Origin of the sequence: Halorubrum ejinorense (assembly GCF_039522565.1) — an archaeon.
Lineage (GTDB): Archaea > Halobacteriota > Halobacteria > Halobacteriales > Haloferacaceae > Halorubrum > Halorubrum ejinorense.
This window is the reverse complement of sequence record NZ_BAAADQ010000006.1, coordinates 112,551-129,987: the sequence shown is the minus strand read 5'-3', so window position 1 is coordinate 129,987 and position 17,437 is coordinate 112,551. Positions and strand designations below refer to the sequence as shown.

The window sequence follows — 17,437 nt, the reverse complement described above, 5'->3', positions numbered from 1 at the left end:
ATCCACTACATCAGTGCTAACATGGATGGAACTCCCTCACTCGACTCGACCTCAGGAATATATTCGGAATAATATTAATACTGAAACTTTCTTTCTGTACAACAAGACATAAGCCGGTCTGCTCACATCAGACAGTAGAGATATTGATGGCAGGCTTAGTTTCGTGTCCCGTTTCTGGCTGCGGCTTCGAAGACACACTAAGTCAGGTCATCCACCACGTCAGTGGTGAGAGTGACCCGGCTCACTCGTGGCCTGCTATCGGGTACCAGCACTCCTACGAATTCCGTTCAGCGATGCGTGATGAGAATGCTGAGACAGTCGCTACTGACGACTCATCAGACTCAACAGCAGAGCTGACGGACCTTCCTGGCGTCGGTCCCACGCGGGCGACAGCACTCACTGAGGCTGGCTATGAGGGTATAGACGAGATTGTCGCAGGGTCGTTACTCACCCTAATAAGCTCGACACAGCTTGGAGAACGAACCTGCCGTTGTATCTGGGCGATGGCCAATGAGGCATGCGAGAGTGAGGGCACGCTACTAGCAAACCTCGCAGACGGGCTGGATGTGCCCCGCAGTGAGGTTGCTTCAGCGTATGGTGACCTCGCACCTGTCGGGGTGCCACCAGAGGAGGCCGCCGGATCGCTCATTGAATGGTTCACGCCGTCACCACTTGCTGAAGCGCTTCAAGAGGGTGGCTACTCGATCAGGTACTACCATATGCTGGGTGAGGAGGGCTTTGAGACGCCAACTGCTGTTATTGACGCGTCTGTTGACGCGCTTACTGCCGCCCAGTATGTTGGTGAGCGCGTGGCACCATCTCTCCGTGAGGCTGTCGAAGACTGGACTGAGTCGGATGAAACGGCGGGTCAGGGACAAGATCTTGCCACTAAAGAGACGGGCGAGACCCAGACTACCGACCCTGATGACGGGACCGTAGAGGACTCGGAACAGTGTGACGAGTCTACCAGCCGTACGGATCTTGAATCACCGGCAAGCGATTCTACTGGGCACTCGGGTGACGAGCCACCCGCTCAGGAAGTACAGCCAGACGACACGGATCGAGTACCTAGAGCTCGAGCGCAAGAACTGCTGGAACGAAGTATCGGTCCTGACGCGGAGTTTCGCCCACAACAGTGGGAGGCAATTGACCGCCTCGTCAATGACAACGATCGGCTGCTGTTAGTCCAGCGGACGGGATGGGGCAAGAGTACAGTCTACTTCACGGCCACCAAGCTCCGCCGAGAGCAAGGTGCTGGTCCAACACTCATCGTGAGCCCGCTGTTGTCGCTGATGTACAACCAAGTCCAAGACGCGGAGAATCAGCTGGGACTCTCTGCGTGGACAATCAACTCCAACAACACTGACGACTGGGACGAGGCAAAGACCGCTGTCGTCGAGGGGGAGTGTGATGTCCTCCTCATCTCACCAGAGCGACTCGCAAATTCGCAGTTCCAAGAGGAGATCCTCTTAGAGATGGACGAGGAGTTCGGGCTGCTTGTCGTCGACGAGGCCCACTGTATCTCTGATTGGGGCCATGATTTTCGGCCTGACTACCGTCGCATCCAGCGTATTCTCAACGAATTGCCGGCACATCTTCCGGTGGCGGCAACGACGGCTACTGCCAATGACCGTGTCGTCGATGATATCACGACGCAGGTGCCGGATCTTGATGCGATTCGTGGGGAACTGGTTCGCGACTCACTTCGGATCCAGACCATTGAGATGGATTCGAAGGCTGAGCGGCTCGCGTGGCTCGCTGAAAATCTTGGCTCCTTCGATGGCTCGGGCATCATCTACTGCCTGACGACTGATGAAGTCGAACTCGTGGCTGAGTGGCTCCAGAAATTCGGTCACAATGTGGAGCCATACTATGGGCGTCTCGACGGCGACCGCCGACGAGAGCTTGAATCCCAGTTGATGACAAATGACGTCGACGCCCTCGTCGCAACGAACGCACTCGGGATGGGATTCAACAAGCCCGATTTGGGGTGGGTGATCCACTTCCAACGGCCACCGAACCTCATCCGATACTATCAGGAGATTGGCCGGGCTGGGCGTGCGCTCGATGAAGCGGAGGCAATCATGCTGAGCGGCGAGAGTGACGATGAGGTGGCTGAGTACTTCATCGAGCAGGCCTTCCCCGAACCGGAGGCCTTCCAGGCGGTGCTCGACACGATCGAGGCCAGCGACGCTCAACTCCATAAATACGAACTCCTCAAACACGTCAACGTCGGCTGGGGTGCTGCAGATACCTGTCTCAACATCCTGCGGGTCGAGAATGCTATCTACAAAGGCGAGAACGGGTACGAGCGGACAACTAAAGACTGGTCGTACGACCACGAGCGCATTGAATCAGTTACGCAGCATCGATGGGATGAGCTGGAGCGAATCCAAACGTTTGCGGCGACCGATGCGTGCCTGACGCGGTTCATCGACGATGAGTTGGACGGATCTCTTGAGGCAGACTGCGGGCACTGCGCCAACTGTGTTGGTGACTTTGTTCCATCGACTGTCGAGAAGCAGGAGCTGATCGATGTGGCAGTTGACCACTACAAAGGTATCTCGACCGGTGAGATCTCCTCGCGATACTACTTGCCGAAGCAGGATGGCGGTCGTTCTGTGATCGATGATGACCGCAACATGGAGGACGGCCGTGTGTTGGCGGCTCTGGATGACCCTGGTTGGGGAGCACGTGTCCGTGAGCAACGGGGTTCTGGCCAGTACAGTGCGGAGCTTGTCTCGGCTGCCGTTGAACTATTCGACGAGTGGGGGCCGTCGCCTGCGCCGGCGTGGGTGACGTCGATTCCGCTATGGGACGATACTGGGCAAGTCGCTGCGCTTGCCGAGGAGATCGCAGCGACGCTCGAGCTCCCGTATGTTGAGGCGCTAGAACAAACTGATACGGTACAACCCCGCGAAGAGTTGGCCAACTCGTATCAGAAGCGGTGGAACGTCGAAGATACGATGGCAGTGACTGCTGGTGTTCAGACCGGCCCAGTGTTGCTTATCAACGACCTTGTTGACTCACGCTGGGCATTTACTGAAGCGTCGTTTGTGCTTCGTGACGCCGGGAGTGGGCCAGTGTATCCGTTTGCGTTGGCAGAGGTGTGAACTGCCCCCGTCGTATTCTACGGATTCACCCGACGACGGTAACTCTGAGGCTGGCGCTTGACGCATGGAGGTTGGCGACTGTATGAGCGTAAACACTTAGGTTGGTGTAGGAGTGCTCAGAGAATATGGATGGGTTTCGTGGATGGGATTTCCTGATTCAGGCGACTATTAATTCAGGCGGGATGATTCGACTTCCCGAACAAGTCCAAGAGACAGTCGCGACGAACCATCTCACGAAAGGCCCTGCGATTCATTGGAGTGTAGAGAACGACAATCGGTATATCGTCCTTTCAGAGAAGCCGTTAGAAAAGGACGCCTACACAAACGTTGGCATCTACAAGATATACGATATCGAAGACGTCGACGAGAGTGGTGGGCGGATTCGGCCCCCCGGCGAGATCTCGTCAGTCTGGGCTGCGGACCCAAATCCGGGTGAGCGAGTGTTCTATCTCACACATCGGCGCATGCGTAGCGGCACGAAATCAAGCGTATACCTGCTCTCAGAAGCGCAGGTTCTCAATCTGCTGCCTGATCGGACGACCAACCCGCAGGCGAGCAAAATTACCGAATCGCTGTTCGAAGTACCTGGATTTGATAGCCAAGAGTGAGATTCCGTCCCGGCAGATGTTGAGACGGCCGTCTAAGACAGCGGCTTAGGAATCAATCGCAGTGTCATCGAACGATTTCTGTAGATTTCGTTGCCGTTTCTTCAGCGGTGGGTGGGTCGCTCGCAATCGCGACAGCAGGCCCGTTGTTTCGCCGTGGATACAGAGAGCTTGAGGGACATCGGCGGTGGGTGATTCCTGGTCACTCCCGTCAATCGATTTGAGCGCTTCCACCATCGCAGTAGGTGAAGCTGCTTCGGCTCCTTCGGCATCCGCAATGTATTCGCGATGCCGTGAGAGCGACTTTGTAAACAGTCCGAGTGGGCTACAGACGTACCGCGCTCGTTTCTCCGCCTTCTGAAGGAGGGCGTCTTCCTCACGCGGACCGAGCACGACGCCTCGACGTTGGTACATCCACGACCGGAGTGCGTACCCGGCCCAAGTCCAGAACCGAATGAGGGTTTCCTGGATTCCGGCCGTGAGCTGCATCATGATTGAATCCCGGTTTGCGATGTGTGCGATCTCGTGGCCAATAACTGCGTTTAGCTCAGCCGTGTCTTCGAGTGTCGTAAAGAGGCCGTCATGGAGGACGACATACCCGTTTTTTCGGCGCCCAAGCGCTATCGCGTTGGCGTCGGGCTGGTCGGTAACATAGAGTTCCGGGGGGTTCATCCCCCGCTTTTCCGACTCACGATCGATGAACGCTAACGCGTCATCAAGTTCTGGATGGGATTCCGCAGTCACTCGCTCAGCGTTACCCAGTATCCGACTGAGTTGGTTCGTGTAGCCACGATACGCTATCCAGCCGATTATCCCTGAAACGAGAAGGATCGTCAGTAGCCAGCCAACCGGTCCGTACGCGCTCACGAGAAAGAAAGCGGGGATCAAAAAGAGCGCTGATCCAAAGAAATAGAGCGCTGTGAGGAACCCGAAGCCCGACAGAAGTAGTCGAGCCCGACGATACGGATACTTGAGTTCAGTGGCTCCAAGTGATATGTTGGTTTTCGAATCCATAATTTGTGATTCTGTTCGGGGGTAATAGTCCCACTGGGTTAATTTCAGGTCCCATATATTTCCACCGTGGTACGACACCGAATCGAAATTCGCACGAAGTAGTGACTTCCGTTACAATTTTGTAATTCTTCGCAGCGAGCGAATCGTATACATATAAGATAATTGGGTGGTTTTAGTACCCTCCTCGTGCCAAATCAAGGTAGATGACAGAACCAGTTGGACTCCACACGCCGATCAGTATTGAGGGAGAGCCGAATGGGAATCACAGCGATCCGAGCAGTGTGGCACACGAAGTCACACAGTGTGTGGTTCCCGCGGCAGGTGAGAGCCGATGAAACGCCGAGATGTGGTTTCAGGCGCCGGAGTATCGGTCCTCGGACTTGCCACGCTCGGTACCGCTACTAACGTTGTAGCACAGACCTCGTCGGACGTTTCGATTACTTTCGATGATCAAGCTACCGACGGTACTCGGCTCACCGTCGCAGAAGTTCGAACAGATGTCGAGGCACAGTTCCGAATATTGGATTCTGAATCAACCACCCTTGCTGGACCAATTTCGCTCGACGCCGGGACGGCTACGGAGGAGTACGAGGTGGACCTTCAGCCACCGCTAACCGAGACCGAGACAGTCACCGCGAACCTGTATAACAGCGATGGGCAGGGGATCGCACGGGAGGCGGCGCGTATCACTGTTAGCGGCGAGCCGAACCTCGCACCCGGGATCGAGCCAACTCTCGTCGAGCCTGATCCAGATGCCGGGTTCAATTACCCATACTTCCTCTACGCGCCGGCGCGACGGGAAAATGAACAACAGGCTTCGATTCTCGTCCAGCCGAATAACAGCGGGCAGACGACGGACGACTTTGATGTCCAGCAACGCTCAGCACGACATCGGATCGAGGTTGGTACCTCGAGGACAATAGCCGATCGGCTTTCGGTTCCACTCTTGATTCCTGTCTTCCCGCGACCTGAGTCTGAGCCTGTTGACTGGCGCCACTACGTTCACGCGCTGGACCGCCAAACGATGCAGATCTCGGACGGTCCGCTGGAACGCGTCGACCGCCAGTTGCTACGCATGGCGGATGACGCCCGGCAGCGCCTCAGCGATCAGTCGTATCCGGTTGACGATCAGCTCATGTTGAACGGGTTTTCTGCCGCGGGCAACTTCGTTGACCGCTTTACAGTTCTCCATCCCGAGCGTGTCCGTTCCGTGACGGCTGGCGGTCTCAATGGAACCGCGATCCTCCCCTTGGAAGAGGCCGACGACCGCACACTCGACTTTCATATCGGCATTGCCGATGTTGAAGCGCTGACCGGGGAGTCTGTTGATTTGGACGCGCTGAGCGAAACGAACCAACTTCTCTACATGGGCGAAGACGACGGGAATGACACGATTCCGTACGACGACGCGTGGAGCGACGAGATGCGCGAAATCGCACTGGACGTGTACGGAGAAGCGATGGTCGCAGACCGTTTCCCGACCTGCCAGCGGGCCTACGAGCAAGCTGGAGCCGACGCCCAATTCAAAGTGTACGAGGGCGCCGGCCACTCTCCCCGTGTGGCGCTCGAAGATATCGTCGAGTTCCACCAGCGAAGTCTCGACGGTGAGGATGTCAGCGAGTTCGGCCAGCAGTTGGGTCTTCGACCGGCCTTTGAGTACACACCTGATCAGCCAACGGTTGGCAACGAAACCACCTTTGATGCGAGTTCAACGGCACCAGGTGTGGGAGCGATCCTAGCGTACACGTGGGAGCTCACTGATGATGAGACGGCGGCTGGCGAGACGATTACGCACCAGTTCACCGAGCCCGGCGAGTACGCTGTTACCCTGCGAGCGATAGACGACAAAGGCCGTGTTGAAACAACGACGACGACGGTTCGCGTCGGTGAGACCGAGACAGAACGTAGTCAGGAGTCGAATAACACGTCGACAGACGACCAAGAGCCGAATAATACTTCCTCAGACGGTCAAGAGTCGAGCAACGCGTCGACAGATGCTGGGGAGTCCTCTGAGGAGTCGACCGCCGGAACCACACCTGGATTTGGCATCGGGGTTGCTGTAACGAGTATTGTCGGCGCTGCGTATGCCCGGACCCGAATGAATGGGGATGACCAGTGAGCCTCTGTCGAATCATGAGACGCTCACTTCACCCGCTCACCGTTGTGGGTGCGGTATCGACGTCTAGCGACCACACTGGATACGATCACAGATAATGGCCCAAATAAGAACGGAGCTGAAAGACGAGTCGGCGCTGTTGAAGAAGTTCGGAGCGGAGCCGAGGTTCAATCTGCAGGAAAACTACGGAGAACAAAATTCCTACTATGGAAACGGGGACTACCCGCCGGACTGGGGCGAGCGACGGAGGGCGGTCTGGTGGTTACAGGATGGCCACTGTGGACGTTGTGGCGGTGACACGAGCAATGGCGGCCACGTCCACCACATCAATTGGCTAGCCAACGGGGGCACCAATCGACTGGAGAACCTCGTTGGACTCTGTATTGACTGTCATGCCCTCATGCACCCGACAAATCAGGATCTGAATGGGGACTGGAAGGCCGCTCCCAAATTTCCCAGCGAAGGGTCGCACGACGAGGTCGCAGTGATCAGGCGGGAGAATTTCGATTCCGGCCGGGGAGCAGAGACAGCCGTCGGCAGGGATTTCGAGACGCTCGAAGCAGAAACCAGTTCACATGAAACTACCTACACCTCAAAATCGCCTGTCTTATACGATATTCCGTCCCACCTCACTCGTCGATTCTCTGGAGGTGGTGAGTCTACCAGTGATTCCCACCCTGTATTATCGGAACTAACCAGTCTCCTCTTACTGCGCGGTCAAGTCCCGGAAAACGAGGCCCACAATACGCGCAGACTTCACATTGAGACTTCTCAGACTGGGCTGCTCGGGTGGCTTTCCTCTTTCGAACCAGACGTTGACGTCACGGTCAGCGCCGCCGAGGACACGGGACGACCGTACGACTCAGTACGCGAAACGAGAGCCCACGATGCGGATCACGAGACGGAGATCGTGTTTTCGGAGAATGTCACAGAAGCAACCGTTGAAGTTACTGGTGGCGACGGCGAACTCGTCAGCAGACGAGTGGCCTTCGACGACGAAAATCCCACGCAGTCGGTGTCTGTTTCGGTATCTCCACCCTCTCTGTCGTCTTCAACCGTTGGTGGGTATGCTCGGAGTTTCGGCGAAAAATCTCTCTTGCTCCCGCTGCTTTACGGACTGCTGGGGCTGATCTTCGTTCCCACTGCGGGCGCCGTACTCCTGTTTTCTCTATTCGGTATGATCGCTGGAGCAATTGGTTTCGTGGGATGGACCATCATTGCGCTCTTCTTTGGTGGTTCATGGGCGACGGTCGGTCAAATGGCTCTGGCAACAGTACTCTCACTCGTGGCCAGCTCTGTCGCAATAATGATCTTGGAATTTTTCGGAATCGACCTCGGCGAGTAGGCCTCTCCTTTCCGGGATCGTACTTACTCTCTCCACCCCGCAAACCCCGAATCCTGTGGCCATATTCGGCTTCAATCACGGCTCAATGAACACGCTCAGATATTCGGGTGTGTTGTGCTGAAGCACGCACCTATGCTAAAACAGAAATCTAAATTTCTGAAATCGTGGTTTCCAAAATCGGAACTTCTATTTGGACGGAGCTGTAATCGGGTGTATGGAACAATTCGTGGATCGGGACGTCGAACGTGATCAACTCACGGACTGCTACGAGTCCGAAACCGCAGACTTTGTCGTCATCTATGGCCGTCGTCGCCTCGGCAAAAGCGAGCTCGTCCGCCAGTCCATCGCTGATCAGGAAGACGCTGTATACTACCAAGCAGTTGAGTCCACGGCACAGAATCAACTCGAACAGTTCGTCGAAACTGCCACAGCACAATTCCCCTCGTTACAGAACGTCCGCCGTGACTGGGAAGCGATTCTTGAAACACTCGGTGAGGAGAACGCGATTGTGGTAATCGATGAGTTCCCATTCCTTATTGAGGAGGATGACTCGCTCCCGTCACGAATCCAGCGAGTCTGGGACACCAAGCTCCAAGAGACGGGAATGACGCTTGTCTTGGTCGGTTCTTCGATCAGTGTAATGGAAAATAAGGTGCTCTCAGGAAGCGCGCCACTGTACGGGCGACGGACAGCAACAATCGATCTCAAACCCCTCGATGTAGCTGACGCACGCAAGTTCTTCCCAGGCTATGACCCGGAGACAGCTATCACTACGTGGGCAATCTATGGGGGTACACCCTACTATCTCCAAACGATAGACCCAGATGAGACGTTAGGAACGAACGTCCAGCAGGGGGTCCTTTCAGAACAGTCCCTCCTTTACTCTGAACCGGAATTTCTCCTTCGAACCGAACTTCGACAGCCGAATACGTACTTCAGTATTCTCCGTGCCTTAGCTCACGGACGACGGACCCCGAACGAAATCGCAGGCATGGCCGGGATAGAATCTGGGTCACTCAGCACGTACCTACAGAAGCTTCGTCGGCTTCGTCTTGTTGAACGCCACATCCCAGTCACTGCGTCACCGACAGCTTCGAAACGTGGCCGATATCGTATCGCAGCGCCGTTGTTCCGGTTCTGGTTCCGGTTCGTCTACGGCAATCAGGATCAGCTTCGGATACTTGGCGACACTGCGTATGACGAATTAATTGCTCCAGAGTTAGCTGATTATGTGAGTCCGCTGTTTGAACGACTCTGCCAACGGGCACTCCCACATCTCATTGACCGACGGTTCAGTGATGTCGGTCAGTGGTGGTTCAAAGAACACGAACTGGATGTACTCGGTCTCACTGAGTCCGGGCTTGTCGCTGGTGAGTGTAAGTTCGCGTCCCAACCTGTGAGTGAGGGTGTGCTCGCCGATCTTGATCGAACAGCGTCGGAAGTCCGATGGTCAGAAGAACCAGCAGACGGGGAGACGCTGTACGTCCTGTTCAGCCGGTCCGGGTACACTGACGACCTCAAAAATACCGCTGACGCCCGTGACGATGTTCGACTGTTTGAGTTGTCCGATATTATATATTGAAACAGCCCGATAACTTCTGTCGTAACTGAAGTCGTTGACTCTCATTGAATCTGTGTAAAACCACAGTGAAGCGATTAACACTCTGAGGGGTCACTCCGTAATGTCTCAGGCTGCGTGCCCTGGTTGACCACGTCGGGGAACATATGCCTTCCAACTTCCGAGAGAGGTGTGTTCTCTGCGCGTTTAATGTGTTCTCCCGCCGTTGAGTGGTGAACATCGAGAAACGCAGCGATGTCGCTAATGGTGGCCTGATCGTCCCCAGCGTAATAGCCTAATTCGAGCGCCGCCTCAAAAGCAGCTAACTGTTGTTTCGTCAGCTCAGACCGGAGCGCATGATAATGAATGGCCTCCTCGTTGCTGATGGGACCGACATCAATATTCCGGGCTAGTCGGACGTTGTTACGGAAGTGTAAGGAGAAAGCTCCGCCCTTCAGGGCGGGGATGAATCCGACAAACGATGATACAGGCCACCGACGATAGCACGGCCTGATATTCCAACAGATACTTAATATAGCATATCTGATTACATTTGTAATGGTCACGGTGGCTGTCACCGCGAAGTTCCACAACCCGTCCCTCTCACGGCGCAAAGAGTGGCAACACGCCACTCGACTCTACCGTGACACCAAGCAATTCTGTATTGACGGATGGGAGAACGGCGACTTCGGGAAATCCGTGACCACAGCCAGCATCGACAACGACCTCTACTCGGCCATCCAGAACCAAGCCATCCGTGAGGCGAAATCCGACCACAACAAGGACGGGGAGGTTCGCTACCGAGAGAGCCAACCGTTCGCCATCAACAACCAGAACTGGGAAATCGACACGACTGAGAACGGCACAGTCGTCGTCGGCTTCCCGTGTGTCTCCCAATGGTGGTACACCCCGATAGCGGTGTACGACGACATTGCCGACCCCGTAGACCGGCTGGTGGAGGGTGACGCTGACAAGACCCGTCTACAGGTCTACCGTCGCGGCGACGACTGGTACTGTACGTTCAATGTGGAATACGACGCCGGCACGTCGGCTGAGACGCCGATCGGTGTCGATATTGGCGAACGACACATCCTCGCTGTGACAGCCTACGGCGAGGACAAGTCGATGCTCGTGTCGGGTGGTGAGGCAAAGTACGTTCGGCGCAAATATCGTTCCCTACGCGATTCGCTCTCGGAAGCGGGTGCGCTTCGCGCACGTAACCGTGTAGGTGACAAAGAACAGCGTCGAATCAAAGACCTGAATCACAAACTCTCCCGTCGCCTCATCACGTTCGCGGAACAGTTCGAGAATCCGGTGATTCGGATGGAAGACCTCGAAGGTATCCGCGAGAACAGCTCGTGGTCGGGTGTCCACTCGTGGCACTTCCACCAACTCCAACAGTTTATCACATACAAAGCCGAGCGGGCTGGCATTCGTGTTGAGCAGGTCGATGCGTACCATACCAGCCAGCGATGTTCGGCGTGTGGTTCGATGGGAACCCGTGATGGCGACCACTTTTCGTGTTCGGAGTGTGGTCGGGGACGCCACGCCGATCTGAACGCTTCGGAAAACATCGCACAACGGGAGGGTGAACCATGTACGGCGTAACAGTTCGGCTGACGCGAACCGTGCTACCTCGCTGGTTGAATAGCCGGCCGTCTTCGACGCCCGCAGATTGCGGGGAGGAAGGCCCCGTTGACAGGGCTACACGCGCTGAAAAGTACACCGTTGGTCACAACTCGGTGGCGACCGTTGACGGCCCACGCGAAAGCGTACTTGAGGCCCGAGGAAACTCGCAACCTGAATATCCCCTTCGGGGAATCCTCGCGCTTTAGCGCGGGGAGGATGTCAATCCTCATCGCACTCCTGATTCGGGGCCTACGTTTCACCGAGGCCTTCCAAATGGTGCCCCTGTCATGAGGTACCCACAGTCGAACACCACGACCAGAATACCCCGACAGATCGGTCCACTTCCGCTCCGGGGCGAGAGACTTATATCCACCCTGGCGTACCCCACATCCCGATCTCGCTGATGTCTACACACCCCCTCCACACGACTGACGACGATGTTGCCTCGCAGATCTCGATGTACTGTGGCGAGCAAGAACGGCTTCTCAATCGTGCTGACCGCACAGCGACGCCGACAGAACTCGTGTTGGCGCCGACCGAACTCCACCAACGAAACCTCCAACGGCGGCTGCGAGAGCGTACACAGCCACAGAACGCGTTTGAATTTGTCGACCCGAAAACCGTTGCGGAAGTACTGCTTGGAGCCGCAGACCCAGCCCCGACGAGCCTCGATCGCGTCGATCGCTTAGCGCTCCTCCAGTCGCTTCCGGCGGAGACAGCGGATCAGCCTCCGGGACTCCGTCCCCTGCTTTCTGCCCGTCGAGACACCCGTCCCCAACAACTCGAGCAGATCCGTTCAGAAGTCGAATCAATGACGAACTTCCATCCGGATCGGATTGCGGCGCTGCGCGATATCACCGACGAGTTTGCGACCCCCATCGCGGACGAGGCGACCACACTGGTTGATGGTGGCATCGCCGTCGAGACGTGGTTGCGCGACCGGACAGTCAAAGCGGTCTCGAAGACGGCGCTCCTCAGACGGGCGACGCGTCGCCTCATCGGCGGCGACGAGGTGTGGACCGATTGCTATCCCGATATCGAGCGGATCTCGCTCGTCGGTGTGAGCAGCATCCCGGCACCAGAAGTTGACTTCCTACATGGCCTCTGTACAGCAACGACGGCAGATATCGAACTCCACCTCCGCCCCGGAACCAGCGAGTACCTCACAACGCGACTCCCGGACCTCCTGTCCATTGACTATCCCGGGCGGGAGGTGAATCTGTGACCCACGCCCACCGCACGGCACTCACTGGTGAGCTGCCAGCACCGTCATGTCCTGTTGTCGAATTGCCCGCACCGACACGTCGTGAGGAAGCGCGTGCCGTGATGGCGACGATCAGCGAAGTTCGCGATCGTGGCGTAGACGTCCGCGATATCGTCGTCGTGGCTCGCGATCTTGATCCGTACGAACAACCGCTGACCCGGGCAGCGATCCAGTACGGGGTGACGCCGGTGTTTTGGACACAGTTGCGCGTGACCCGCACCGAACCATACGCGCTGATAGCGGCGCTTTGTACGCTCTTTGGCGCCGGCGACGTCGCTGCTGTAACGCTGTTGGAACCATTGGCGCAGCGGTGGGCACCACTCACGGATACAGCCGGCTGGCCACTCGAACAGTCGACGATCCAGGCCGCTCTTGAGGCCCTTCCCCCCGGACATCGATCGATCGCCGAGTGGGCCGAGACGATACAGACACACACCACTGACGAGCGACTCATAACCTACTGTGACTGGCTACTGTCGCATGCCGAGCGCGAGCCAACACCCGAGACAGTTGGAACCGTTCTGGGGGCGTCGATCGACGCGTATCGCGAGACGAGCGTGCCCGCCCGCCAGCAGGCGGACTCACCGGCGCTCATGGCGACGGAGACGGCCGCGCGAGCAACAGTCAGGGTCACCCGGCTCGTCGAGCAGGTCACGCACAAATACGACGAGTGGCTTGCTGACGGGACTGTCTCCCGATCGTGGGGGGCTGTACAAGAACTGTGTGAGCTGCTGGCGACACAACGCCCGGGCCGCCGTGAACACTCGAATGCCTGGGCCATCGACATTATGGAGGCAAACGACGTGTGGGCGCTGTCTGTCCCATTCGTTATCGCGGTCGGCGCGACGGCAGCCGAGTGGCCGGCACAGATTGACAGCGTTGTTCCCACAGAGCTCCAGGAAGCCGTTCTCGCTGGGGCTGGTGAGACAGATATCGTTGCGCCGCGAACCGCGTGGGGAAACGGCCGTGATCGCGATCACTTCGCCGATGCGATGCGTGCCGCCGAGCGCGGCGTGATCGTGACGCGGTACACACAGACCGCCGACGGTGGTGCTGTGTACCCCTCGCCGTTTCTTGCATCACTCGAGATGGAGACTGTCTCCGAGCAGGCCCGCACCCAACTGGTGAGCACGACACCGCAGCTTCCTGAGCCGATTGCCGCGCTCCTCTCTGCGAGTGGGGCGTCTGACCCAGCACCCACCGAGACACCTCATGAGTAACGACGACGACCCACGGACACTCCGGAACGCACAAGCAACGATCAGAGACCGATTCGTTGACGCCGAGTCGGGACTATTTACGATGAACTGTGTCGCCGGCGCTGGCAAATCACTGACGATGCAGCGAATCGCAGCCGAAACCATCATTCGGCGGTACGTTAGTGGCGATCGGACTCCCGCCCAGAGCGTAGCCGTCATGTCGTTTACCACCGATGAGGCGGCCGCGATCGGACCCGGTGTCTGTGAGCACATTCGGGAGATTGTGGATCATGAGTTGATCCCCGAGGCAGCGTCACTCACCGAGTCAGATATCGCGTATCTCGTGGCGCGGGTCCGGAACGCACCGTTTATCGGCACTGTCGACAGCGTGTTGCGTGACGTCTTCGGGGAGCTGGCCACCGACCTGGGGTTCGAGGAGACGCCATCGATCGGGAATAAGGCGTTGCTGGAAACGGTTCATAAAGCGTGTTACGACGCCGTCGCTGCCGATCCGGCCCACGCAGACGCGATCGCCGAGTTGGAAGCAGCATATCCGGATGACGGCTGGTCAGCCACTCCTGCGGAGATGCTCACTGACGCCGTCAAGTACTGTCGCGATCAGCGACTCACCACGGCCGCCTTCGAACGCAAACTCCGTACCACACAAGAGGCAGTGTATCCCGGGGGACGAACCAGCGGTCGTGCGGATATCGTGGCGACGATCGCAGACATCGTCGACGCCGACGCCGCAGCCGACACCGACGCGGCCCTCTCAGCAGCGGAGTGGGCAGATCTTGTGGCTGCTGACCAGCGCCTCTATGACGCATGGGACACGACGCTGACAGCGTTTGGGGATGTGCTTGAAGCGTACCGCGAGCAGTACCGAGCCCTGATCCGCGAGTATAGCGTGGTCTCTCACACCGATGTCGCCTTCTTCATTACCAGTGTGTTCAAGCGTGACTGGCCAGTCGATGGCGATGGGCCAACCACCGACCAGGACACAGCCCTTCGTCAGCGGTACCACGCGCGGCTCGATAGCGTGATCATCGATGAAGCACAGGATGTCTCCACTATCCAGCACGCAGCGCTGTCACAGCTTGTTACTCCCTCGATGCGCGTCCTCGCGTGTGGCGATACACTCCAAAGCATCTACCGCTGGCGGCACGCCGATCCGTCGCTGTTCACGACCGCCTGTCGCGAGGGCCAGTATCTCGGTATCGACTGGGACACCCATGCGACGGTGACAGCCGCAACAACCTATCGTGGAACCCCGGACATCGCCGCCGGCATCAACACCATCATGCGGCCCGTCTTTGACGATCCAACTCGCGGGGGGCTCAGTGATTTTGCGGCGACTTACCCCGGCCTCGACGCATCTCGGGATCCAACCGCCGACCCGAGCATCCACATCGCCGCGTTCACCGGTGGGGCAGCGCCCGACACGGCACGGTGGGTCAACCCCGACGGCCGTACTGGCGAGGCGAACATCCTTGCAACGTACATCGCACAGGGCCTCGCTGATGGGACGTTAACTGACGAGACCGGGTCGCCACAGTCGATAACCGTCGTCTTCAGAAAGCGAACGCGGATGGCCGCGTACAAAGACGCGTTCGAGGCCGCGGGCTTGACCGTACAAAACGCGAGTTCGAGACTCTTTGCGTGTCCCGTGGTCAAGGCGGTCCTCGCCGTCTGTGACTGGCTCACTGCGCCGACCGATCGGGCCCAGACACGCGCGTTGTTGACTGACTCGCCGTTCGATTTCACAGCAGCCCACGACTGCTTCGAGCGGGCTGGGTACGACCTTGACGTCATCTGTGCGGCCGACGACCTCGACGCCGAAACCCGAGACATCCTCTGTGGCCTGCGCGATCTTCGCGATCAGCTGGGCCGGTTCCGTCGCGTTCCAGCGTCGGTGTATCTGGAAGACATCATCGAGCAACTCGCGCTTCGAGCCGACCCGGGCGACCAGTTCACCGAGCTGCCGGCAGCACAACGAGTAGCCGCGCTCGACGCGCTCACGAGCACCGTCGCCGACTGGGAAGCTGACACGCAGTACCCACCAGCCGCCCTCGGTGACCTGCTTGCGCCGTTTCGGGCGGCCCCACGCAAGGGGCCAGATATCCCGAGTGTGACCACTGATCCCGATGTCGTCTTTAGCACAGTTCATCGGCTCAAAGGCGATCAAGACGACGTGATTGTGCTCGCAACGCCGGGCTTCAAGCTCTGGGACACTGGCCCGTTCTCTCAGCGGTTCATGACGCAGGGTGGCGTTGCGGCGTTGGCCCCGCCGACGAACGTCAAGACAGCACCCGATATCGAACTGCCACCATTCGATGGGGGACTCTACACGCCAGGCGGTGACGGTCGAGATAGACAGGGTGCTGCACCACGCGATATCGGGTTGCGGTGGGCGACCGAGCACTGGCTCGACGACGCCGCCGGTGGGGCCCCGCACCTGCTTGGTCCTGACCAGTTCCAGTCAGTCGCAGCCAACGAGCGTGCGGAGGCGTGGCGGCTCCTGTATGTGGCACTCTCTCGGGCACGTGACCATCTCGTCATCCCGCTTCCGAAGACGTTGCCCGGCACGGCACAGCCGCGTGATCGCTGGCTCGATACCCTGTCTGAGACACTCGGGTTTTCGCCTGGACGGACAGCCACGTATGCGATCGACGAACCGTCCAGTGCCGGCGATCTCACGATCGGTGTAAATGACGTCGACGGCAGTGTAACACGCGAGATGTACGACACGCCGCTATCGGTGACGGGTGCCGTCCCGCCTCGACGCGACCAGTTGGAGTTGTGGGTCCCACGCTTTCTCGACCCGAGTACGGCCTATCCGTTGACTGACGACGTCGACGCCACCATGGGTGCCCACCTCCTCGACGAGGCCATTCATACCGAAACTGAGACGGTGGCCGACAGCCTCCCGATCACGTTCGAGACGCTTGGGCCAGAGGCCGTCGGGACCTGTCTCCACGACGCATTACTCACCCTCATCGAGATGGACGTGCCGGACACCGAGATCGATGCGTGGAGTACGCTGATTTATACCGCACTTCGGGACGCGATGGAACAGGTGACGCCGCAGTCGATCGAGATGTTGCCAGATACTGAGCGTGGTGGCCTCGTCAGCTTCTTCCACACGTCGGTCGTCCCAGACTTCTTAGCGTCCGACCTGTGGGCCCAGATCCAAGCGGCGGAGGCGGTCTACGTCGACCACGACCTGAGCGGACTCGTGACTGCTGGCGATATTGAGGTTGAAGTTCATGGTGAAGCTGATATCCTCATCAATCTGGGTGGAGGCGAGTGGCAGTTGGCCGATCTCAAGATTGCGCTGACTGACGACGTCGACGCAACAAAACCGCGATACGAACTCCAGATCGCCGCCTACGAGCACATCCTCCAGCAGGAACTCGGATCGGCAGCGACAATTCACGCCAGTGTCGAAACGTTCGGGTGTGTCCGAAGGTCGGTGTCTGGACAGTTCCCGCCCACGGTTCTTGCGCGTCGTGTCCGCACCCTCGTTGGGTCGGATGAGTCGATCCCTGGCTCCTGAAGAGGGTGCCGCCCCGAATCCGCCCAGATGGAGATTGC

General features: G+C 58.1%; 11 protein-coding genes. 9 read left to right on the top strand and 2 right to left on the bottom strand.

The genetic code is table 11. The features are described from left to right. Positions 1-293 precede the first annotated feature (293 nt). Together ABDZ89_RS07930 and ABDZ89_RS07925 are read left to right on the top strand one after the other, a co-directional pair. Entirely contained in the window at positions 294-3,113 is a 2,820-nt protein-coding gene (locus tag ABDZ89_RS07930) for a RecQ family ATP-dependent DNA helicase (protein WP_343778060.1), read from the top strand. A 125-nt stretch (positions 3,114-3,238) separates the two neighbouring features. Then, positions 3,239-3,721, top strand: coding sequence for a hypothetical protein (locus ABDZ89_RS07925; protein ID WP_343778059.1), 483 nt, complete (start codon positions 3,239-3,241; stop codon positions 3,719-3,721). A gap of 45 nt (positions 3,722-3,766) precedes the next feature. Here the strand turns inward: ABDZ89_RS07925 and ABDZ89_RS07920 are convergent, their stop codons facing one another. Beyond that, positions 3,767-4,732: a M48 family metallopeptidase gene (locus tag ABDZ89_RS07920; RefSeq protein WP_343778057.1), complete on the bottom strand. Its 966-nt coding sequence runs from the start codon at positions 4,730-4,732 to the stop codon at positions 3,767-3,769. A 331-nt stretch (positions 4,733-5,063) separates the two neighbouring features. On the opposite strand from ABDZ89_RS07920, the gene ABDZ89_RS07915 reads away from it, so the two are divergent. The 3 genes from ABDZ89_RS07915 (at position 5,064) to ABDZ89_RS07905 (ending at position 9,775) form a co-directional block, all read left to right on the top strand. Further along, entirely contained in the window at positions 5,064-6,851 is a 1,788-nt protein-coding gene (locus tag ABDZ89_RS07915; protein WP_343778056.1) for a PKD domain-containing protein, read from the top strand. Between the two features lie 94 nt (positions 6,852-6,945). Further along, the gene (locus ABDZ89_RS07910) at positions 6,946-8,193 is read left to right on the top strand and encodes an HNH endonuclease (RefSeq protein WP_343778054.1); all 1,248 of its coding nucleotides are present in this window, start codon (positions 6,946-6,948) and stop codon (positions 8,191-8,193) included. A gap of 214 nt (positions 8,194-8,407) precedes the next feature. Then, positions 8,408-9,775 (top strand): ATP-binding protein, encoded by a 1,368-nt coding sequence (locus tag ABDZ89_RS07905; RefSeq protein ID WP_343778053.1) that lies wholly within the window; start codon positions 8,408-8,410, stop codon positions 9,773-9,775. A gap of 74 nt (positions 9,776-9,849) precedes the next feature. Here ABDZ89_RS07905 and ABDZ89_RS17095 read toward each other — a convergent pair whose 3' ends face one another. After that, entirely contained in the window at positions 9,850-10,317 is a 468-nt protein-coding gene (locus ABDZ89_RS17095) for a helix-turn-helix domain-containing protein (RefSeq protein ID WP_379700962.1), read from the bottom strand. On the opposite strand from ABDZ89_RS17095, the gene ABDZ89_RS07900 reads away from it, so the two are divergent. From ABDZ89_RS07900 to ABDZ89_RS07885, 4 genes are all read left to right on the top strand, one after another. Continuing rightward, positions 10,310-11,359 (top strand): RNA-guided endonuclease TnpB family protein, encoded by a 1,050-nt coding sequence (locus ABDZ89_RS07900; protein ID WP_343778051.1) that lies wholly within the window; start codon positions 10,310-10,312, stop codon positions 11,357-11,359. The genes ABDZ89_RS17095 and ABDZ89_RS07900 overlap by 8 nt on opposite strands. A 424-nt stretch (positions 11,360-11,783) precedes the next feature. Continuing rightward, positions 11,784-12,605, top strand: a complete 822-nt coding sequence (locus ABDZ89_RS07895) for a hypothetical protein (protein WP_343778050.1) — start codon at positions 11,784-11,786, stop codon at positions 12,603-12,605. Positions 12,606-12,706: 101 nt separating this feature from the next. Next, entirely contained in the window at positions 12,707-13,864 is a 1,158-nt protein-coding gene (locus tag ABDZ89_RS07890) for a PD-(D/E)XK nuclease family protein (RefSeq protein ID WP_343778048.1), read from the top strand. Then, complete coding sequence (locus ABDZ89_RS07885; RefSeq protein ID WP_343778046.1) at positions 13,857-17,399, top strand: UvrD-helicase domain-containing protein; 3,543 nt, start codon at positions 13,857-13,859, stop codon at positions 17,397-17,399. Before ABDZ89_RS07890 ends, ABDZ89_RS07885 begins: the two co-directional genes overlap by 8 nt. The last annotated feature ends 38 nt before the right edge of the window (positions 17,400-17,437 follow it).